This is a genomic window from Rhodococcus sp. IEGM 27 (assembly GCF_033142305.1).
GTDB lineage: Bacteria > Actinomycetota > Actinomycetes > Mycobacteriales > Mycobacteriaceae > Rhodococcus_F > Rhodococcus_F oxybenzonivorans.
In genome coordinates this window covers 75,867-95,966 of record NZ_JAWLSG010000007.1, presented here as the reverse complement: position 1 = coordinate 95,966, position 20,100 = coordinate 75,867, and the positions used below count along the sequence as shown (strand labels likewise).

At 62.7% G+C, this 20,100-nt stretch carries 16 protein-coding genes and 2 pseudogenes; 7 read left to right on the top strand and 11 right to left on the bottom strand.

What is annotated here, in order from left to right:
* Positions 1-70 precede the first annotated feature (70 nt).
* Entirely contained in the window at positions 71-3,379 is a 3,309-nt protein-coding gene (locus R4P95_RS23695) for a protein kinase domain-containing protein (protein ID WP_317744778.1), read from the top strand.
* A gap of 239 nt (positions 3,380-3,618) precedes the next feature.
* Here the strand turns inward: R4P95_RS23695 and R4P95_RS23690 are convergent, their stop codons facing one another.
* The 3 genes and pseudogenes from R4P95_RS23690 to R4P95_RS23680 form a co-directional block, all read right to left on the bottom strand.
* Positions 3,619-4,200 (bottom strand): dihydrofolate reductase family protein, encoded by a 582-nt coding sequence (locus tag R4P95_RS23690; protein ID WP_317744779.1) that lies wholly within the window; start codon positions 4,198-4,200, stop codon positions 3,619-3,621.
* A gap of 223 nt (positions 4,201-4,423) precedes the next feature.
* Positions 4,424-5,583 (bottom strand): annotated as a pseudogene (locus R4P95_RS23685) (helix-turn-helix transcriptional regulator).
* A gap of 176 nt (positions 5,584-5,759) precedes the next feature.
* A complete protein-coding gene (locus R4P95_RS23680; protein ID WP_249353780.1) occupies positions 5,760-5,945 on the bottom strand; it encodes a hypothetical protein in 186 nt (61 codons plus the stop codon).
* A 7-nt stretch (positions 5,946-5,952) separates the two neighbouring features.
* Between R4P95_RS23680 and R4P95_RS23675 the strand changes: the two genes are divergently transcribed.
* A complete protein-coding gene (locus tag R4P95_RS23675; RefSeq protein ID WP_249353778.1) occupies positions 5,953-6,144 on the top strand; it encodes a hypothetical protein in 192 nt (63 codons plus the stop codon).
* A gap of 11 nt (positions 6,145-6,155) precedes the next feature.
* A complete protein-coding gene (locus R4P95_RS23670) occupies positions 6,156-6,959 on the top strand; it encodes an MBL fold metallo-hydrolase (RefSeq protein ID WP_317744780.1) in 804 nt (267 codons plus the stop codon).
* Between the two features lie 58 nt (positions 6,960-7,017).
* Here R4P95_RS23670 and R4P95_RS23665 read toward each other — a convergent pair whose 3' ends face one another.
* Positions 7,018-7,263, bottom strand: coding sequence for a hypothetical protein (locus tag R4P95_RS23665; protein ID WP_213572189.1), 246 nt, complete (start codon positions 7,261-7,263; stop codon positions 7,018-7,020).
* Positions 7,264-7,305: 42 nt separating this feature from the next.
* Positions 7,306-8,172, bottom strand: a complete 867-nt coding sequence (locus tag R4P95_RS23660) for an SMP-30/gluconolactonase/LRE family protein (protein ID WP_213572188.1) — start codon at positions 8,170-8,172, stop codon at positions 7,306-7,308.
* A gap of 90 nt (positions 8,173-8,262) precedes the next feature.
* Between R4P95_RS23660 and R4P95_RS23655 the strand changes: the two genes are divergently transcribed.
* A complete protein-coding gene (locus R4P95_RS23655) occupies positions 8,263-8,478 on the top strand; it encodes a hypothetical protein (RefSeq protein WP_249353776.1) in 216 nt (71 codons plus the stop codon).
* Between the two features lie 70 nt (positions 8,479-8,548).
* On the opposite strand, the gene R4P95_RS23650 is transcribed toward R4P95_RS23655, so the two are convergent.
* The 5 genes from R4P95_RS23650 to R4P95_RS23630 are packed head-to-tail and all read right to left on the bottom strand — an operon-like array spanning position 8,549 to position 14,875.
* Positions 8,549-10,180: a flavin-containing monooxygenase gene (locus R4P95_RS23650; RefSeq protein ID WP_213572187.1), complete on the bottom strand. Its 1,632-nt coding sequence runs from the start codon at positions 10,178-10,180 to the stop codon at positions 8,549-8,551.
* A gap of 46 nt (positions 10,181-10,226) precedes the next feature.
* A complete protein-coding gene (locus R4P95_RS23645) occupies positions 10,227-11,843 on the bottom strand; it encodes an AMP-binding protein (RefSeq protein ID WP_213572186.1) in 1,617 nt (538 codons plus the stop codon).
* Entirely contained in the window at positions 11,840-12,916 is a 1,077-nt protein-coding gene (locus R4P95_RS23640) for an acyl-CoA dehydrogenase family protein (protein WP_213572185.1), read from the bottom strand. The genes R4P95_RS23645 and R4P95_RS23640 overlap by 4 nt, the downstream gene beginning before the upstream one ends.
* On the bottom strand, positions 12,916-14,082 hold the full coding sequence (locus R4P95_RS23635; protein WP_213578029.1) for an acyl-CoA dehydrogenase family protein: 1,167 nt from the start codon (positions 14,080-14,082) through the stop codon (positions 12,916-12,918). The genes R4P95_RS23640 and R4P95_RS23635 overlap by 1 nt, the downstream gene beginning before the upstream one ends.
* Before the next feature lie 19 nt (positions 14,083-14,101).
* On the bottom strand, positions 14,102-14,875 hold the full coding sequence (locus R4P95_RS23630; protein WP_213572184.1) for an enoyl-CoA hydratase-related protein: 774 nt from the start codon (positions 14,873-14,875) through the stop codon (positions 14,102-14,104).
* Between the two features lie 606 nt (positions 14,876-15,481).
* On the opposite strand from R4P95_RS23630, the gene R4P95_RS23625 reads away from it, so the two are divergent.
* Positions 15,482-16,792 carry a TetR/AcrR family transcriptional regulator gene (locus tag R4P95_RS23625; RefSeq protein ID WP_317756812.1) on the top strand — a complete coding sequence of 437 codons (1,311 nt, stop codon included), beginning with the start codon at positions 15,482-15,484 and terminating at the stop codon, positions 16,790-16,792.
* 163 nt (positions 16,793-16,955) lie between these two features.
* Here the strand turns inward: R4P95_RS23625 and R4P95_RS23620 are convergent.
* A pseudogene (locus tag R4P95_RS23620) lies at positions 16,956-17,309 on the bottom strand (protein kinase); the annotation flags it as partial.
* An 803-nt stretch (positions 17,310-18,112) separates the two neighbouring features.
* On the opposite strand from R4P95_RS23620, the gene R4P95_RS23615 reads away from it, so the two are divergent.
* Both R4P95_RS23615 and R4P95_RS23610 read left to right on the top strand, forming a co-directional pair.
* Positions 18,113-18,604 (top strand): SRPBCC family protein, encoded by a 492-nt coding sequence (locus R4P95_RS23615; protein ID WP_317744782.1) that lies wholly within the window; start codon positions 18,113-18,115, stop codon positions 18,602-18,604.
* Positions 18,605-19,020: 416 nt separating this feature from the next.
* Complete coding sequence (locus R4P95_RS23610) at positions 19,021-19,866, top strand: pentapeptide repeat-containing protein (RefSeq protein ID WP_213572180.1); 846 nt, start codon at positions 19,021-19,023, stop codon at positions 19,864-19,866.
* Positions 19,867-20,100 lie beyond the last annotated feature (234 nt).

The following is a 20,100-nucleotide window of genomic DNA, read 5'->3' as shown; positions in this document are numbered from 1 at the left end:
CAGATCATTGAGGGACAAAAAATGCTGTGTCTTTGGGGTACCGCCGGATCGAGTGAATCGCCAGCTGCGCATGGCAAATGGTGATCCGCTCGAGACTCAGCGTGACGTGGCGTCCGCCGTCGTTGCGGAGTTGACCACGGCAGGGTTTACGGAGGTCCACGAAATCGGACGTGGCGGCTTCGGTCTTGTCTACCGTTGTGGGCAACCCTCGCTGGACCGCACTGTCGCGGTGAAGGTCCTCACCGCCAATCTGGACGAAGACAACCGGGCCCGGTTCTTTCGAGAGCAGCGGGCGATGGGCCGCCTTACGGGTCACCCGAACATCGCTAATGTGCTCCACATTGGAACCACAACCAGTGGTCGGCCCTACATCGTGATGCAATACCACTCGCACGGTTCGTTGGACACCCGAATCCGTCGGCATGGCCGACTCGCGTTGGACGAGGCTCTGCGATTCGGCGTGAAGTTGGCCGGCGCGCTCGAGACCGCGCACCGGCTCGGCATCCTCCATCGAGACGTCAAGCCGGGGAATATCCTGATCACCGATTACGACGAGCCGGCCCTGACCGACTTCGGCATCGCTCACTTTGCTGGGGGATTCGAGACCTCGACGGGCATTCTCACCGGATCCCCGGCTTTCACAGCCCCCGAGGTCCTCGAGGGAGAGGAGCCGCCCAGCACGGCCGCAGACATCTACAGTCTCGGCGCGACCTTGTTCTCGGCCGTGACCGGGCACGCAGCTTTTGAACGTCACAGCGGCGAGCAAATAGTCGCACAGTTCATTCGCATCACTACCCAACCGGTACCAGATCTCCGCGAGCAGGGAATTCCGGATGATGTCAGCGCGGCCATCGAACACGCTATGTCAGCAAATCCTCGGGAGCGTCCCCTCAGCGCGGCGCAGTTCGGTGACGAACTACGCCGGAGTCTGCTCGCTCACGATTTACCGGTCGAAGAGATGGACCTGCTCCCCGAACGTGGCGCGAAGCGCTCCGCACAAGACCAGCCAAGAGCCCGTCGCCGCTCCACCGCCGGCCTCCTCCATAACGCGATCCCGCCGTCAACATGGGGATCGGCGGGAGATCTTCCGTCGGATCTCACCAGCTTCGTAGGCCGCCGTCGCGAGCTGACCGACGCCAAGGCGAAGTTGTCCAGTTCCCGTCTGGTCACCTTGACCGGGATCGGCGGGGTCGGCAAAACGCGCCTTGCGCTACGCGTTGCGACGGAGGCGCGGCGCGGGTTCAGCGGCGGTGTGAGGTTGGTCGAGCTAGGCGAACTGAACGAGCGGTCACTGCTCGTGGATGCGGTCGCTGCGGCCGTCGGAATACATCATCGCTCGGCACGACCGCTTGAACGCGTCATTGCGGAGTTCCTCGCCACACGCAACCTTCTGCTTGTTCTGGACAACTGCGAGCGTTTGGTGGACGCTGTCGCCACGCTCGCCGGGAAACTGCTTCGGACCTGTCCCGAGCTGCGGATTCTGGCCACGAGCCGGGAGGTCCTAGGTCTCGAAGGGGAAGCGGTGCTGCGCGTACCGCCGCTGACGATTCCCGACGCGGACGATGAGTCGTCCCTGCGCGGGTTTTCCCAGTATGACGCCGTGACGCTGTTCTTGGAACGTGCCGCCGCTGCGGTGTCCGGGTTCGAGTTGACCGAGGAAAACCGGATCACCGTAGCGCACATCTGCCGGGCACTTGATGGTCTACCCCTGCCGATCGAGTTGGCGGCCGCGCGGTTGCGGGCGATGTCCGCCGACCAAATCGCCGAACGACTGAATGACCGGTACAAACTGCTGACCCTGGGACGTCGCGGTGCGCCGAGGCGCCAACAGACGCTGTGGTTGTCGATGGACTGGAGTTACGACCTGTGCAGTTCCTCGGAACAGCAGCTGTGGGCACGAGTGTCGGTATTCGCCGGGAGCTTCGAATTGGACGCGGCGGAAGGCATTTGCGTGGGGGAGGAGGCTCCTGAGGATCTGCTCGACGTGCTCACAGCGTTGGTCGACAAGTCGATCCTCATCAGGGAGGCTCCGGGCGGAGTGGTCCGCTTCCGCCTTCTCGAGACGGTACGTGACTACGGCCGACACAAAGCAGAGCAGTCCGGTGATTACGAGGCGTTGCGCTCGCGGCACCGGGATTGGTACGAGAAGCTGGCATTGACAGCGGAGGCGGAGTGGGTCAGTTCCCAGCAGTTGAAATGGATCGCACGGCTCGGGCGCGAGGAGTCGAATCTGCGTGAGGCGATGACGCTGTGCCTATCCGAGGTAGGCGATACCGACCCCGAAGCCGGGCTGCGGATCGCAGCTGCGCTGTATCCCTTCTGGCTTACCCGCGGCAAGCTCACCGAGGGACGATACTGGCTCGACCGAGCCCTCGCCTGCCATCCACGGCAGCCCACCGTGACACGAGTCAAAGCCCTGTACTACGGCAGCGTGCTGTCCGAACTTCAGGGTGACATCCCCGCTGCGACTGCCCTGGTCGAGGAGGGGCGATCCTTGGCTGAGCAGATCGACGACCCGATGACGCGTGCACTCGTCGCCCAAGCAGAAGGGTTACTCGCGCTCAACAACAGCGACCTCCAGCGCGCGAGCGGACTTCTGGAAGAAGCCCGCACCCTATACGCGACACTGAACGATGACCATCGGAAGGTTGCAGTTCAGTATCTACTGGGTTCGGCATACGGACTGCGGGGAGACATTCCGCGGGCGATGGCAAGTCATGAGAGGGTAATCGCGATGACGGAGGATCTGGGCGAGTCGATATATCGTTCGTACTCGTTGTGGTCCATGGGTGTTGCGGTTTGGCAGCAGGGAGACTCCAAGCGTGCCGCCCGCTTGCTTGAAGACAGTTTGCGGCTCGGCCGACTGGCGGACGACCAGATTACCGTCACTGTGTGTCTGGAATCCCTCGCGTGGCTCTGTGACGAGAGCCGTGCAACGCGTGCTGCGGTACTAATGGGCGCCGCCGAAGAATTGGGGAACACGGTGGGCAGCTCGACGGTGATGTTCCCCTACCTCCTCGTCCACCATGAAGAGAACAAGCGCCGGATTCGCCACACACTCGGTGAGCGCGCCTTTCACGCCGCCCATCGGGAAGGGCGCGCGCTCGGAACGCACGATGCCATTGTGTATGCCCTGAACGAACAGCCCAGGGACACGACGCGGCCCGCCGGTATCGCGACGAACCTGACCAAACGTGAATGGCAGGTCGCCGACCTGGTAGCAAAGGGTTTGACCAACAGGGCGATCGCAAAGAATCTCGTCATCTCGGACCGTACCGCCCAAGGCCACGTAGAACACATCCTGACCAAGCTCGGGTTCACCTCACGAGCACAGATTGCGGCCTGGTTCGTTGACCAGACCCGAGGTGACCCAGTCTGACTCGTGAGCTCCGCGTTCGCCGTCCCACTCGTTCGGATCGGCGGCCAGCGCGTCGTCAATCGCGGCGGGCACAGGGGTGAACTCGGTTCGCTTCGGGTTGTTGAACTTGCCGCAGGTGAGGTGCTGGGGCGGATCGGCGTCGGCTGCCCGACCAGGGACAGCGATGCGCAAACGCAGCCGGAGGCTCGATCTTGTGTCACCGTTCGCGGTGGACTTCTTCCCGTACCCGCTCAGATCGGTCAACGGCGCACCCGATAGCGCAGGTGAAGCACCCGATTGCCCTGAATCACCACGTCAGGATCCTCCAACAGGTGCTGCGCGTGGACCGACCCGAAGAAACGCTTGCCGGACCCGAACACCACGGGTGCGACGTCCATGCGCACCTCGTCGACGAAACCCGCGGCAAGCACCTGGCCACCGACGTCGCCAGCGGCGACCTCGACGATGCGGTCACCCGCGAGCTCCTGCGCCTTGGCCACGGCTGCGTCGACGCCGTCGACGAAGTGAAACGGCGCCTCGGGGTCCCAGCCCTCGGGCTTCGGCCGGTGCGTCACGACGATCACGTGGTCGATTCCGCCCGGAGGCTTGCCGTCCCAGCCGTCCGTCATGTCGAAGACGTGGCGGCCGACGATTGTCGCCCCGATCTGGTCCCAATACGGCCGGGTGTAGTCGTAGGACGTCTGCGACATCTTGATCTCGCCGCTCTCGTCCAACGGGACGTCACCGCTAGACAACCAATCGAACAGCGGTCCGGGCTGGTCGTTCTCGTCCGCGATGAAGCCGTCCACCGACACCGAGCTGTACATGACCACCTTGCCCATGGGGCTCTCCTCTGCTTTGGTGCTCCAAATTTAGCGGGTCGTGAGCTGTCGCTCTTGTAAGAAATCAATCGCCTGGCAGCGGCCACGCGAATGATGCGTCGCGCCGGATCGGTGCGGCGCGGCAGACCATTGAGGAGATCCACCGCAGCACCGCTCTCGAGATCGCGGAGGGGAAAGCCTTGGATGCTGAACGGGATTTTCGTGGCTTATGGATAGGGTTCGGCTACTGATCTGTGCGGCGCCGACGATCCGTGGGCCAGGGGCCACCCCGGAGCGGTCGGTCGTCGAGCGTGCGTTTCTCGTTGTCACGGAACCGCGGCTCGTAGTGATGGAAGAACACCTTGCCGACCAGGTCCCGTCGGCTGTGCACGCCGGTCTTGTCGAAGATGCTCTTCAAATGTTGCTGCACGGTCTGCGCCGACACGTGAAGCTCGGCGGAGATCTGCGAAGTCGACGCCCCTTGCAACACCATCGACGTGACCTCCTTCTCCCGCTCGGTCAGCCCGTACGCCGACATCAGCAGCGGATACAGACGACTCGGGTGCGCCGGCTCGACGATCACCGCGATCCGCCGCCTGTCCGTCGACGTCTGGCATGCACCGTGCAGCACCAACCACGCACCCGACCGCGACAGCACCCGCGAGATGGCCACGTCACCCAGCCGATCGCGGTCTTCCACACACCGCAACACACGACCGGCGAGCATGATCACCGCGGCCGGCAACTCGTCCCGATCCCAATCCCCACTCGGCAGATCCACCATCCACCGGTCGACCCCGGGCGTCGCGGATTCGATGTTCCAGTTCCCGTCGAGAACGAGCAGACCCGGCGAATCGGCATACTCCGGTTCCCAGGCCTGCCCGTACAGCAGTGCGCGGCGGGCACCACCCGCGAGGACCGGCGCGATCTCCTTCACGAACGACTTCTCGGTTTCGGAGAACATCGGCATTTCTTCGTCGCGATAGAGGCTCAGCGCTCCCCACGTTTCTCCCGAGCGCGTGCGTAACCGTGCGATCAGCTCCTGGTCGCCGCCGAGCGTCCGGTTCCGGCGCCAGCGCGGACTTCCCGACGGATCACCGTGCGCCGCTTCGTGCAACGTGGAAACCCCATCCGCGGAACGCATTTCGTCGGGGACGGACTGAACGTGGTCCTCGTAATACTCGGCGGCCAACCATTCCCCGGGAAACTCATCCATGCCGAAGTGATAATGACTGGTCATCAGCAAGGACACGGGGTCGAGGGTGAACCAGCACGGTGTCCAGTAGTACGGGACGACCCCGCGACGACGTCCGACGCGTCCCGCCACAGCGAGACCAGCCCGCTTGGGGCGGCGCACAATCGTGCGACCTTGTCTACCGCGCACTGAACGGAATCCACGCTCACGAGTCAATCGTACGAGCGCGGATCGGCAATCGGATATACCAGAATTGTGGAATGGTGCCCCCTCCGCGTCGGGCCTAGCGTCGGTGACATGTCCAAAACCGATACCACGAATGTGCGGCTGAGCCCGCCGCCGCCCCAATTGATGCCGCTGGTCAATCCGTTGGTCCGGCGGGTCATCACAACCCGGTCACTCGGTTCGGCGCATCCGGCGCCAAGGACTGATCGAGTTCACCGGCCGTCGTACCGGGCGTACCCTGCGGGTGCCGGTATGCCTCCACGACGTCGACGGTCAGACGCTCGTCTTCACCGAGCGTCCGTGGCGGCGCTACTTCGCCGGCGGTGCACCCGTGACGGTCACCCACCGGGGCCGTGTCCGCCGGGGGGCGGGCCCTGCTACTCGAGTCCACCCCCGCCGAGGCAGGCGCCGCATTCCGGGCAGCTCTCGATGACGGGGCCACCCCGTTCGAACTTGGGCTGAAGGTTCCGCGAGGATACGAGCCGACCGAAGCCGAACTGGCCGCGATCGCCAGGTCACTGATCCGCGTCGACTACGATGACTGAGGAGAGTTCTTATGCGTATCAACAGAATCCGACGTGACGTCACTGCTCTCAGCGACGAACTGGAAGTACCGGGGATCGGACACCTGCCGGTGAACGCGTACGTTCTGCACGCCGCCGAACCCGTCGTCGTCGACACCGGACTGAGTCTGCCCGAACGCGGGTTCATGGACGCCCTGGGATCGGTGCTCGACGCCGCGGACGTCGAGTGGATCTGGCTGACGCATCCGGACCGCGATCACACCGGCGCGCTGTTCGACCTGCTCGACGCGGCACCGCGCGCCCGCCTGATCACGACCTTCGCGGGCGTAGGCATCATGTCGTGCGCACGGCCCGTGCCGATGGACCGGGTCTATCTGCTCAATCCGGGTCAATCCCTCGACGTCGGCGATCGGACGCTGACGGCGTTGCGTCCGCCGCTGTTCGACAATCCCAGCACGGTCGGCTTCTACGACGACCGCAGCGAGGCCTACTTCTCCTCGGATTGCTTAGGGGCGCCGATGGAGACCGCCGAACTCGCCACCGCCGACGACATCGGCTACTGCACGCCGACCACGGTGCGCGCTGCCCAGCACCTGTGGGCCACCGTCGACAGCCCCTGGGTTCACACGGTGGACCAGGACAAATTCCTGGCCACCGTGTCAACCCTGAGCGCTCTCGATCCCCGACGACTACTCAGCACTCACCTGCCCCCGGCGGACGGGCGCACTGCGGAGTATCTCGACATGCTCGCCACCGCGCCGCAGGCCGATGCCTTCGTCGGACCCGACCAGGCCGCACTCGAGCAAATGTTGGCCGGATTCGAACCCGCTCGCTGAGAATCCTGCGAGGTGGAGAACGAACCTGGTCCAACCATTTGTCGCTTCGTCCGGAGCCTCAGCAGGCCGCACCGGATGTTCTCGCGAATCCGGACGGCGCCAACGCGATATCGAAATCGGGCGGGTCTCCACCTCCCGCCCACAGCGGCGCGGGCCCTGGTACGACCCCGAATACGGGGCCGTCCTGCGGGTGAACCCGGAGCCGCTCAGGGAACCTCGACACGAGGTCCTCGTGACCGACCCCGGCAAGCAGGAACACGGTGAAGCGGTTTCCCACCACGACGGGCTCGACCAGGTCGCGCACCGAAATCTGTGACGGTGTGGGCAGACGCCTATCTCCTCACGTTCAGATGGACGCCGGAACTCCGGTGCGCCCGACCCGCGCGACGGCCACATGAGCGGTCGAGCGTCTTTCGTGAAACTCTTCGAGCGTCGTTGTGTTGCAGCAGAGGTAGAGGGTGTCGAGGTCTTCTCCGCCGAATGCGCACGCCACTGCCCACGTGTCGGTGACCTCGACCTTATCGGTGATCTGGCCGCCTTCGACGACCCGATAGAAGCCACTGTCGGCACCGAGGGTCAACGCGTTCCCGAACCAGAGGCCGCCGTCACTATCCAGGGCGATACCATCGGGATGAAACGACTCGTCGAGCTGCGCCCATACTCGGTGGTTGGTCAGACCACCATCTTCCGCCATGTCGAACGCGCTGATGCGGTGCGGGAAGGTTTCCGCGACCAGCAGGGTGCCATCGGGGGTACGTGCGCATCCGTTGGGGAAGATCAGATCTCCAGGAACCTGCGAGACACTGCCGTCGGCACGGATGTGGACGAGGTGAGTCGGCTTCGGATCCTCTTCACCGAGCGTGAATCCGAAATTGCCTGCATAAGCGTCGCCCGCCGGTGAAACGTACAGGTCGTTGCCGATCCCTCCAGCCAGTGCGCTGAAGTCGGCATACTGCTCGAGCTTGCCGCCGGCGGTGATGCGATACACCGACCGCTCGTTCTGCGAGACGACAAGAGGTGTCCCGTCGGGAAGGAAACCGAGACCGGACGGTCGTCCGGGCACTTTGGCTATCGGCGTTGCGGCGCCGTCCTCAGCGAAGGTGAGCACCTGTTCGCTGAAGAAGTCGCTGGCCCAGAGTTTTCCGTCATGCCAGCGAGGTGCCTCGAGAAACTGATGCCCGGTCGAGAATACTGTGGGTTGGTAGGTAGCCATCGCGTGAACTCCTAAGTCCGTGCGGGTTGAGGTACTGGGTGACTTTCACTCGGCTGTCAGGAATTGGATCTCGAGCCAAGGATCACGATTGTGGTGGATCAGCTCCTTGTGGAGAGGGTGATCGAGCTACTGCTGGAAGTCGGCATCGTCCTGGAAATGGCCACCCAGTGCGTAGCCTGCGTTGTCCGGTCGCTTTCCGAGGTCGAAACCGTGTCGGGCATTGCGCGCGTACGGAACTCGTTCGACGAAAAATCCGAAATCCTCATCGGAAATCGTCGATTTCACTGGTCTAAATGGACGGCTTGAAGGCGAATGTCACAACATGTATGAGCATGTTTACCCTCGGGTTCCGATCGGGGTGGCTGGTCAGGTGAGATCAGACAAGTTCGAACTGCTCCTGATATCCACCGGCAGCAGCCTTCTCGAGGATTTCGAGGTATACCGAAAGACCGCCGGGATACATGAGCATTTCGACGGTTTTGCCGGGTACGTTGGCGCCCATGTACCATGACTTGGCCAGCGGGAACAGGGTGGCCGAGGTGAGATCTGCGATATGCGCACCCCAATATTGCTGGGCTTCCGGCTTGGCCTCGATTCGGGTGTAGCCGTTGTTCCGCATGTGCTCGACGATTTGGATCAGATGTTCGCCTTCAAGTTCGGCGCATGTCGGACCATTGCAGAATGCGTTCGGGCTCTGGGGCCCGTAGACGTACAGAAGATTCGGGAAGCCTACTGTCGCCTTGCCCAGTGCTGTCCGGCTGCCGCCGCGGAACACCTCCTCGAAGGTCTCATTGCTGGTGCCGCGAATATCGATGGCAGTCAAACCTCCGGTGACCGAGTCGAAGCCGGTGGCCAGCACGATGACATCGACTTCGTGTCGAGTTCCGTCCGCGGTGACGATGGCGTCACTGGTGACCTCCCGGATCGGATTGGCAGAGGAATCGACGAGCTCGACATCGTCACGGCACAGGCTCTCGAAGTAGTTCTGCTCCAGGGAGACACGCTTGACGCCCCACGGATGGATCGGCTCGGTCGGTGCAAGCAGTTCCACCAGCTCCGGCCTGGTGATACGTTGACGTGTCTTGTCCCGCCAGAACGCGTACAGGATGTCGTTGTCGTCCTTGTCGAACAAAACATTCAGAAAGCCACCCAGCCAGGGCTGCAGTCCACCGTTGGTCCAGAGTTCCTCGAGTATTTCGTTGCGACGTTCCTCGCTCAGATCCTGGAGGTTCTCTTTGAGGAAGTCATAATCGAAACCGGCCCAGGTGTTCTTGCGGTTGGCGAATCGCTCCGGGTAGGTCTTCTTCATCTCGGCATTGTCCGCCTCAGTGAGCGCTCGCTGATTCATCGGAAGCGCGGTGTTGGGGGTGCGCTGGAACACCGTCAGATGATCTGCGACCTTCGAGGCCTCCTGGATTACCTGGATGCCGCTGGCTCCGGTGCCGATGACGGCGACCCGCTTGCCCGCAAGGTCGTAGCCCTCCAGTGGCCAGCGTGCTGTGTGGAAGTAGTCGCCCCCGAACTTCTCGAGGCCAGGGAGGTTGGGGAAGAGGGGCTTGGAGCCGGCACCGAGGCACATGATCACGAACCGCGCCTGGGTGGTGAATTCCTCACCGGTGCGCTCGTTGCGGGAGACCAATGTCCACTTATGGGTTTCTTCATCGAACCGGCCTGCCAGGACACGGGTCTCGTAGCGGACGTCTTTGCTCAGGTCGAGCTTCTCGTCGACGTATTCGAAGTAGCGAACCAGCTCGTCACGGCCGGGGTACATCTCGCTCCAGTTCCAGTCGCGCCAGAGCTCTTCACGCGAGAACTGGTAGACCGGCGCCCAGGTATCGACGCGTGCACCTGGATAGGAATTCCAATGCCAGACGCCGCCGAGTCCGGTGCCGGCCTCGTAGATCTTGACGTTGTAGCCGAGGGTGCGCAGCCGGTCGAGCTGGTAGACGCCGGAGAAGCCGCCGCCGATGACGAGGACGTCGAGTTCCTCGAGGAGTGTGGTGTTCACGGGATTTTCCTTTCGGAAGGGGTACGAGGGAGATGGGGGAGTGCGATCAGACAGCGTTGTCGGAGGTCAGAGCCTCTCGGATTCGGTCACGCAGGACGAACTTTTGGATCTTGCCCGTCGCCGTCCGCGGTAGTTGTTCGACGACTTCGAGCCGCTCGGGCAGCTTCTGGGTAGCCATCCGATGTTCGCGCAGGAACGACGTGAGCTCGTTCAGGGCAGGTGGATGCGCCTGGTCGATCGGTACCACATAGGCGCAGATGCGTTCGACCATGATCGGGTCGGGCATGCCGATCACCGCGATATCGGCAATACCGGGATATTCGAAGAGCAGGTCTTCGATCTCCTTGGCGGAAATGTTCTCCCCGCCCCGGACAATGATGTCCTTACGCCGGCCGGTGATCTGGATGTACCCGTCCTCGTCGATCACCGCCAGATCACCGGTCCGAAACCAGCCATCCGAGGTGAAGGCATCCGCATTGAGTGTCGAATCGAGGTATCCGGTGAACAGGTCAGGGCCGCGAACCTGCAGATCGCCGACCGCGCCCGGGGGGACCGGAGTGTCGTGCTCATCGACAGTCCTCGCTTCTGCGGACCCGATGGGACGCCCGTCGGTGGTGGCGCGCTTGTCCAGCGGATCGCTCGCGTTTCCGCCGGACAGAGTCGGGAATTCGGTCGATCCGTAGATGCGGGTCGCGGTGCAGCCCATCTGCTCCTCGGCCTGCCGGATCAGTTCAGGAGGTACGTCGGCGCCACCGCAACCAAAAACCCGCAGGGTGATGTCGTACTCGGCGCGATCCGGGTGGTGTACCAGCCCGTGCAAGAAGGGTGTGGCACCGACGACGAACGTGCAGCGTCGGCGTTGGAGCAACTCCAGGCCGGCGCCGGGGTCCCAGATATCTTGGAACACGACATGGCTGCCGAGCATGAACGGCAACTGCAGTCCGTACAGAATGCCGGTGATGTGACCGACCGGTGAGGGCATGTACACGATGTCCTCGCCGGTCAGATCGAAGAGTTCGATGATGCTCCGGTTCTCGTAATCCAGGCTTTCGTGGGTGTGCAGAGCACCCTTCGGATCGGAGGTGGTTCCGGATGTGTACAGAAGCAATGCGATATCGGTACTGGCGTGCTCGACGGGATTGTCGAGTGAAGTTGCGCCCGAAAGGAGTTCGTCGAACTCGTTGTCGGAACCGCGAACGGTGATCACATGCTCGAGGTCGGGGAGCGTGGGCGCCAGATCGTCGAACATCCCGCGGTGGTCGAAGGCGCGGAACATGCCGGGCACAAACGCGACACGCGCTCGCGATTGCTTCAGAATGAACTGCACTTCGCGATGTCGATAGATCGGGATGATCGGGGTGGAGACCGCGCCGATCCGCAGCGCACCGTGATGTACGACGATCGCTTCGAGCCAGTTCGGTAACTGCCAGACCACCGAGTCGCCCGGCCGAATCCCACGCTCGAGTAGCACGCCGGCCAACCGGCGGATCATGGCGTCGAGTTCGGCATAACTGACCTGACGATCGCCATCGACCACCGCCAGCCGATCAGGGTGATGGTGTGCATACTCGGCCAAAGCAGAATCGATCGTACTGTGGCTCCACTCGCCGCTGGTGAGGTAGCGGTCGCGGCGCGCGGAATCCGTGTACGTTGCGGTGATCATCGGTCGACTCCGTCGGTCAGGCGCCGCGAACCGATGAGTGCGTGGAGTTCGTGCTCGTCCCCATACCAGCTCCGCAGGGCGAGGACGCGGCGGTAGTACCAGTGTAGGTCGTACTCGGTGGTGAAGCCGATCCCGCCATGCAACTGCAAGGCATCCTCGACCACCTGCCGTCCGGCGCCGGCGGCATAGGCCTTGGCCGTCCACGTTGCCATCTCGATGTCGAAATCAGCGTCAGCAGAGGCAATATCGGAAACCGTTGCCTCGCAGAGCGCCTCTATCGAGATGGCCGCCTGTGCCATCGACGCCGCAATATGTTTCACGGCTTGGAAGGATCCGACGGGCTTGCCGAATTGCTGGCGCTGCGCGACGTACTCGACGGTTTTCTCGAGCATACGGCGGGCGATACCACTGATTTCGCAGGCGGTGAGAAGCCGGAACCATGCCCGGATCTGTCGTAGGAGTGTGGCCGCTTCGATTCCGATAGCGAGGATCTCGGCGTCGGCGACAGTTCGCGATGCGATCTCCAGGCGCACGTAATGCGATGTGGGATCAGAACTGCTGATCGGCGTGAGCGTCAGCGCCGGGTCACTGCCCGGTAGGAGCAGCAGCGCCGGTCCGTCCGGGCCGTCGACTGCCAGTACCAGCGAGTCGGCCTCGGCGCCAAAGCGTACGAGTTCGATCGTTCCCTGGATCTGCCCCGATTCCATGTGCACGTAACCGATCGAGGATGCCCAGTCGAGGGTGACGGCAGGGTCGGCGAAGGCGACGAGCGAACCTTCGGGAATGTCTAGGTAGGCCGGCAGGATCAGTTGCTCGACCAGGGGGCCGGGTACGAGTCGATCACCGACCAAGGCGATCAGGCCGGCGACCGCAGTCAGGTCGATCCCTAGACCACCGCAGTTTTCGGGGCGGGTCAGCTCGAACCAGCCGAGGTCGTCGAGTTCGGCCATCAGATCCGGGTCCCAGCCGCCGCCGCTGAGCAGGGCATGACGGTAGTCGGATGTGACACGGCGGTCGAAGAATTCGCGGATAGGGGTGACGAGGTCCACGTCAGGTGCGGTGAGACTCATCATCAGCTCCTGGGTAGGCCGAGCAGCCGCTCGGCAACGATGTTGCGTTGGATCTGTGATGTACCGCCGTAGATCGATGCGGCACGCGAGAAGTAGTGATCGTGAATCAACTGTTCGGCGTTCAGGCCGAGAGGTTGTGATTCGGTGTCGAGGCGGAACGGTCCGAGAAGATCGGCGAGGGCGCGACCGACCACCTGCTCTGCGTCGTTGAGGACGAGCTTGTCGATCGAGTCGAGCGGATGTGGTCCCTCTTCGTCGATCAGGCGTTGCACAGTTCGGCGGATCTGAGCGTCCAACACCCGCAGCGCCACGTGTGACTCTCCGATGGCGGTGCTGATCCGACGATTGGTCGCCGATTCCGGGGAGGTGCCTCGTAGTCCGTCGATCGTCTTCTCGACACCCCAGCCGATCTCCACCTGTCGGCGCATTGCATAGTTGCCTCGTTCCTGAGACAGGGTGTCGAGGGCAATTCGCCAGCCGTCGTTTTCCTTGCCGACCAGGTTGCCGACCGGGACTTCGACGTTGTCGAAGAAGACTTCGCAGAATTCGGCATCGCCTGTCATCTGGACGAGTGGACGGACGGTGATTCCGGGAGAACTCATGTCGACGATGAGGTAGGAGATGCCGGCGTGCTTGGGATCGGCGTCGGGGTCGGTGCGGCATAGCAGTGCGCACCGACTGGCCTGATTACCCCAACTGGTCCAGACCTTCTGTCCGTTGACGACGTACTTGTCCCCGTGGCGAAGAGCGCGGGTCCGCAATGATGCGAGGTCGGAGCCGGCGGAGGGTTCGGAGAACCCCTGACACCAGATGTCTTCACCAGCGAGCAGCGGTGGCAGAAAACGGGAGCGCTGCTCGGGCGAACCGTACCGGTGGATCGAGGGGCCGACCACATCGAGGCCGATCAACCCGATCGGGGCGGGTGCGTGAGCGCGCGCCAGCTCCTCGGAGAAAACTTGCTGGTGGCACGCGGTGAGGCCACGTCCGCCGGCTTCCCGTGACCATCCCAGTCCCATCCAGCCGGCATCGAATAGTGTGCGCTGCCATCGACGAAGGACGTTGAACCGTTCCTCCAGCTCCAACGGCACGGTGGGGATCTCTGCTTCGGCGAGCCACCTCCGAGCCTGGCGCCGCAGATCGGCGATCTCGGTGATCTGCTCGACCGGCACAGGTGAAACAGCATTCATCTCATGCTCCCGTGTAGGCCGGTGCGCGATGCTCGAAGAATGCTGCTACGGCCTCTTTGGCGTCTGAGTAAGCGGACAACTCGCCGGAAAGACCCTGCTCGAACTCGTAGCCGCCCTTGAGGTCCTGGTATTCGATCGCATTGAGGCTGCGCTTGGCGAACCGCAACGTGACCGGGGAGTGCCGAACCATCTTGGCCGCCACGTCGTAGGCTACGTCGAGTAGCTGATCGGGATCGACGACTTTCAAGACGCCGCCCTGCTGCGCGAGTTCCTCGGCAGACAGCGGTTCGCCGGTGAGGTGCAGGTAGCGGACCAACTGCTGCGGCACCAGGCGTGAGGCATGTTTGGCGCCGCCCATCACACCGACGTTGACCTCGGGAAGCGTGAAGGTGGCGCCCTTGGCTGCGACGACCAGATCACACGACGCTGCGAGGGCCAATCCGGTGCCCACGGCCACTCCGTGGACAGCCGCGATCACCGGCAACGGGCAATCGTAGATCGACCAGAACGCTTCACGGACCGCAAGCATGCGCTCACCGGCGTTTTCCGGCGTCATCGTCTGGAATTCGGTGAGATCGTTGCCGCCGCAGAAGTGCTTGCCGGCGCCGGTCAAGACGATCGCCCGAGCCTCGGGGAGATACTCCTCCGTGTGGGTGAAGAACCACTTGATCTCTGCGTACATCTCCCGGGTGACCGCGTTGACCGGTGGGCGGGTAAGCCAGACTGTAGCTACCTTCTGATCGGTCTTCCATTGCAGAAATTGCAGATCCTTCATCAAAGTTCCTTTGTTCGAACGGGTGTAAGCAGAAGCTCAGACTGGCCGGGTGCGGATGGTCACCTCATGAGGCACCATGTCCTTGATCCCTAGTGGCTTGCTTCACAAACTGGTGTGCTTCTACTCACATTAGTAGGCCCCTATCCGTAGATATGTCAATAGCTCGTATCTGAAACTGTGGAACTGATCGGAGCCGGGAAGTTCAGTGATGCATTTTTGAACTTTCGTTCATTCGCAAACATATGACCTGGTTGATGCTGTAAATCCGAGCAAGGAGGGCTAACTCTCCGCGAGTGAACAGCGGCAGCTCGAGGTGTGCCTCGCTGCTTGTTAAGCCCGAAAATGTCATGTGAACGTATCTTCCGCTGAATCGAGCAGGTAGCATCTCATTCAACAATTTTGTCCATGACCCTTATCGTAAGATTTGCGTACTGTACGGACTGCGGCCGTAGTGGCGACCTCACCTACGCTCGGACGCAGTGCGCCTGCGTCGCCCCGCCTAGGAAGGAGGCATTGTGTCCGATCGGCTCTCGAACGGGGGCAGTGCGGGATACTGCGGTGGACCGTCCGCCGCCGGTATATCGTCGGAAGGCTGTCTTGACGGCTGTGCCGCCAGTCCGGACACCGTGTGCATCCCATAGGGGCGTCGAGGAGGAAAAGGGTGTCGTGACCGCATCGCAAACTGTGAGGGCGTCCAGTGCCTCGCGCCGGCGACCCCGTGACCGGCGTGCGCAGATTCTCCACAACGCCAGTGAGTTGTTCACGAAATACGGGTTTCACGCCGTGCGGATGGAAGACATCGCTGAGGCAACCGACGTCACCGCACGGGCGATCTACCGACACTTCGCCAACAAGCAGGATCTACTGTCGCAGGTTGTCCTCGAAGACCAGGACCGACTGCTCATGGCAGCCCAATCCGGCGAGAGCTCCGAATCCGGCGTCTGCAGCTTGGAGCAGTTGTTGACGTTGATGGTCGAGGCATCACTGGAGAGCCTTCGACTCGGCCCCCTATGGCAGCGAGAAGCACGGCACCTCACCGCCGACGACTTCGAGCGAGTGCGCGAGGGTACTCGTCGCATCGGAGGCGCGGTGCGAAGGGCCATTGAAAAGGCCGATCCCTCCAAGAGTAGATTCGGTGCCGACGTACGCGCGTGGATGGCAGTGAGCATCATCACCAGCCCAGGGCACTACGACCGTTCGCTGTCACAGCGTCGCCTGTCCCCACTGCTGGTGTCGGCTGCGTTGGCAGCCATCAATACCCCCGAATGCGCGTCAGCGTCACCCGAGTCCGGCGATGCGCCAGCGGCGGAGGCTCCAGTCGCAAATGAACGGCCAGGTACCTCGCGTCGCGAACAGATCATCGCAGCAGCTGCGCGCGCGTTCCGGGAGCGCGGTTTCGGTGGAGTCAGCCTGGATGAGTTCGGCATCGCAGGCCCTGCCGTCTACAGGTACTTCGACAGCAAGGCAGACATCCTCTCCGCCTTGATCATTCGAGTACAGGAATGGATGGCCCTGGAGAGCTCCAGGGCCATGCATCACAGCGCCTCGGATGAACAGGTCATCGAAGGCCTCGTGAGAGGTTATGTGCGTATCGCAACCGAAGCAACGGATCTGCTCGCCGTTTCGGTTACCGAAGCCCTCAACCTCCCCGCTAGTGCTGCCGAGCGTAATCGGCGAGTCCGCCAGGACGACCTCGCCGAATGGGTCAAATGGCTACGAATCTCGCGTTCAGAAGTCACCGAGGCCGACGCACTCGCGCTGGTGAATGCGGTTCGCACGGCACTCAACGATCTTGTCCGTATTCCGCACCTTTCACGACACGCCGAGTTCCCCGACGAGCTTGTTGCGTGCTCGCTGAATGCTCTTCTGAATACCCCTATGCCATCGGCACGATCGGGTCGGCGGCGTGATGAATAGCCCTGGTTGGCTAGAGAGCGGTGCCCGAGAGTCCGCTGCACGAAGGCCCCGAAAACGACTCAGCCCGTTGGCGAGCTGAGTAGCCGCATACTGTGCCGACACGGATTGCGAGCCGAGGCGGTCGAAGGCGAACCACGGTCACCGACGTGGGCAAGTGCCGATCCGATGTCAGTGTGTCCAGCAGCTCGTCCGTGGTAAGGCCTTTGCCGCACACGTTCTCCGCGGCATCGAGTTCGAAGCTTCCCGCGAAGACCGCCACTCGCCCCCACACCAGTTGTTCACGGGTGGTCCGCAATTCGAAGCTCCAGTCGATGCACAGCCGCAGTGTCTGTTGCCGTGTCGGCGCACCCGTGCTGCCGGGTGTAGCGGTCGGTCAGCCGCTCGAGAATCTGCTCGGGAGACTTCGCCCCAACCGAGCCGCCGCCAGCTCGATTGGTAACGGCAACCCGTCGAGCCGGTGACAGATGCCCGCCACCGCCACCGCATTCTTTTCAGTCACGTGTCCGGCAACCGCGGACCAGGTGGTCGATCGGCCCGGAACCGGGCTTGTCGGGGACTGACAGCCCGTAATCGGCTAGCCTGCGCAGATGAGGTTCTTGGTCGGCTGTTCCTACGTCAGTGTGTTGTGCGCCTTACTGATCGGAGTGTGGGTGCTTCCCCAGCTGTTGACGAAGGGATATGTCGATGTCGGCGGTTCCCCCGCCTTCGAGCCGTTGTTCATCTATCCAGGGGTGGTCGGGTTTGTCGTCTGCATCATGGGTGCTGTGACTTCGTTGGTCCTGATTGGACGCCGCAGACTTACATCGGTCGGTCAACGCCTCATCGCGGCTGGCCAGGTGTTTATAGTCACGTTGTTCGCCGCATGTATTGCGTCGCTGTGGCTGCCATCGGCGACTGGGTGGGAGCTACACGCACTGCCCGGAGCATTGCTGATCGGTCAGACCGCGGTGGGGGCCGGCTTGGTGTTTTCGAGATCGCTGAGGGGCAATTGATGAACGGGCTGCTGTGAGCACTTGCTTGCCGCGACGGGCCTGACCGGTTGCGATGGCATGCTTGCGATGCGGGAACGGAACTGACGTACGACACGGTGGTGAGCAACTGTGCCGCCTCCTGGGTCCGCGCTTCGCGGTGGACAACGGCTTCGGCGAGCCGCACGTCGACGTGTGCGGCGCGGCCACAACACGCCCTTGCCCTCCTCTGATAGGGCGACGCCCACCGTGACCACGCGACCGGGGGATCGTTGGACGTGCCATGACCTCACAGTGTGAAGCGAGGGTGCTAGCGTCGGCTTCCTTACTCGGGAACCAGGAGCGCTCCGCCATGAAGTACACCGTCTCGATCGAGATCGCCCTGCCTCTGGAGACAGTGGTACAGCTGCTCGCCGATACGGCACACCTGCCGAAGTGGCTGCGGGGTCTGGTACTGCACGAGCCGCTGAGTGGGGTGCACGGGCAAGTCGGTACCAAATCGCGAGTCGTGATGCAGATGGGGAAGCAGACGATCGAGTGCACCGAGACCATCACGCGTCGGGAACCGTCAGATCTGCGCGAGATTCCGAAAGGGAGCGTTGTTCACTTCGACCGCGAGATCGTCGGCGAGGGCATGTGGAGTGGCGTGCGCGAACGGCTGACCGAAGCGGGTCCGGAGATGACGCTCTGGGTGAGCGAGAGCGAATATCGGTTCAGCGGCTTGCTGATGCGCCTGGTGGGACTGCTGATGTCGGGCTCCTTCCGCAAGCAGTCGCTACAGCACATGCAGGACTTCAAAGCGTTCGCCGAGCAGGGAAAGGACGTCCGCGAAGCGAAGGACTGATCAACGAGCAGCTCTCGTTTCCCGAGAGTAGGGAGAGGCCGACGTGACCTCATGAGGCACCGCAAGGGGTCCGCTTTCGGAAACCACTCGGAAGCTCGAGGTTCTGATTCGGGCGATCGGGCTGGGTCAGCGCGGTGTGGACGAGTTGCGGGTCGCCGCGGCCGAGCTGGTACTTTGTGTGCAGTGCTTACCATAACTCGTCTGTGACCCAGACCCTTAGCGTTGATCGTGTGCCGCGCCTTCGTGCGGTGGTGATTCCGTGTGCCTCGAGAGGGAACCCGTTGGCGGGTTCCCTACTCCTGTCCTGCACTGGAATCGCCACTTGGAGCTCACTTGATCATTTCATCGACAACCATGTCCATGCCGCGTCGGCGGTGCCCGTTCGTCCTCCGCCGTGCTGAGCTGGAGATTCTGCGATGACCGCCGATCCTGCGCCCCAGCGCCGTCAGGATCTGCGCGCCGACTGCGGAAGCTGTTTCGCTTTGTGCTGCACCGCGTTCGGGTTCTCCCGGTCGGTCGATTTCGCCGAGGACAAGCCAGCCGGCGCACCATGCCGACACCTCGGTTCGGAGTTCTCCTGCACTGTCCACGCGGGACTCCGCTCACGGGGGTTCCGCGGCTGTACAGTTTTCGACTGCTTCGGCGCCGGCCAGGCCGTATCCCAGCGATTGTTCTCCGGGATCAGCTGGCGGGAGCGTCCGGATTTGCAGCAACGCATGTTTGCCGCCTTCAAGGTCATGAAGCAACTGCACGAGATGCTGTGGTACCTGCTCGAGGCGCAGGGGCGTACCTATGACCCGGACGCTGCACATGAAGCTCGCGACCTCGCCTCAGTCATCACCGCACTGACTCGTGGCGGACTGCCCGAACTACTCACGGTCGACATGGATGCTCTGCATTCCGATGTCAAAGCAGTCCTCGTCGACACCAGTGAGGAAGTTCGAGCTTCCTACTTCGCCGAAAATGGACACCTGGACAAGGGCCTCGGCCCCGGGGCGGACCTTGTCGGTAAGAATTTGCGCGCACGCAGATTGTGCGGCGCGGACCTACGCGGAGCCTGTCTGATTGCCGCAGACCTGAGGGAAAGCGACCTCACCGCGGTTGATCTGCTCGGAGCGGATCTTCGTGATGCCAGGTTGGAGGGCGCCGATTTGTCGGCCGCGTTGTACGTCACCCAACCCCAAATCAACGCCGCCCGAGGTAGCGGCGAAACGCGTTTGCCGACCGGTATTTCTGCTCCCGCACATTGGCACAGCCAGTAGCCGGTCGGCCGACCATATCGAGTCCGGGGTAAGCGATTCCACCGGATAGAGGGATGTCGACCGTCAGCCCGCTTGCTACGGACACCGGGCACTTGAGCGATCTGGCCGCCCGTGTGGCTCACGGCCTGGCGCATCCCTCTATCCGGCCTGTTCGATGCAACGAAGCTCGGCGGCCTTCGGCAAACCCTCGCGACGCGGTGATCGACGAGCTTCCCGCACTTGTGGTGCACTCGC

Excerpts from the sequence above, each read along its gene's own strand:
- R4P95_RS23660 (WP_213572188.1), bottom strand. The coding sequence starts at position 8,172 with ATGGCTACCTACCAACCCACAGTATTCTCGACCGGGCATCAGTTTCTC.
- R4P95_RS23640 (WP_213572185.1), bottom strand. The coding sequence starts at position 12,916 with ATGATGAGTCTCACCGCACCTGACGTGGACCTCGTCACCCCTATCCGC.
- R4P95_RS23695 (WP_317744778.1), top strand. The coding sequence starts at position 71 with ATGGCAAATGGTGATCCGCTCGAGACTCAGCGTGACGTGGCGTCCGCC.
- R4P95_RS23670 (WP_317744780.1), top strand. The coding sequence starts at position 6,156 with ATGCGTATCAACAGAATCCGACGTGACGTCACTGCTCTCAGCGACGAA.
- R4P95_RS23690 (WP_317744779.1), bottom strand. The coding sequence starts at position 4,200 with ATGGGCAAGGTGGTCATGTACAGCTCGGTGTCGGTGGACGGCTTCATC.
- R4P95_RS23615 (WP_317744782.1), top strand. The coding sequence starts at position 18,113 with ATGAAGTACACCGTCTCGATCGAGATCGCCCTGCCTCTGGAGACAGTG.
- R4P95_RS23630 (WP_213572184.1), bottom strand. The coding sequence starts at position 14,875 with ATGAAGGATCTGCAATTTCTGCAATGGAAGACCGATCAGAAGGTAGCT.
- R4P95_RS23645 (WP_213572186.1), bottom strand. The coding sequence starts at position 11,843 with ATGATCACCGCAACGTACACGGATTCCGCGCGCCGCGACCGCTACCTC.
- R4P95_RS23610 (WP_213572180.1), top strand. The coding sequence starts at position 19,021 with ATGACCGCCGATCCTGCGCCCCAGCGCCGTCAGGATCTGCGCGCCGAC.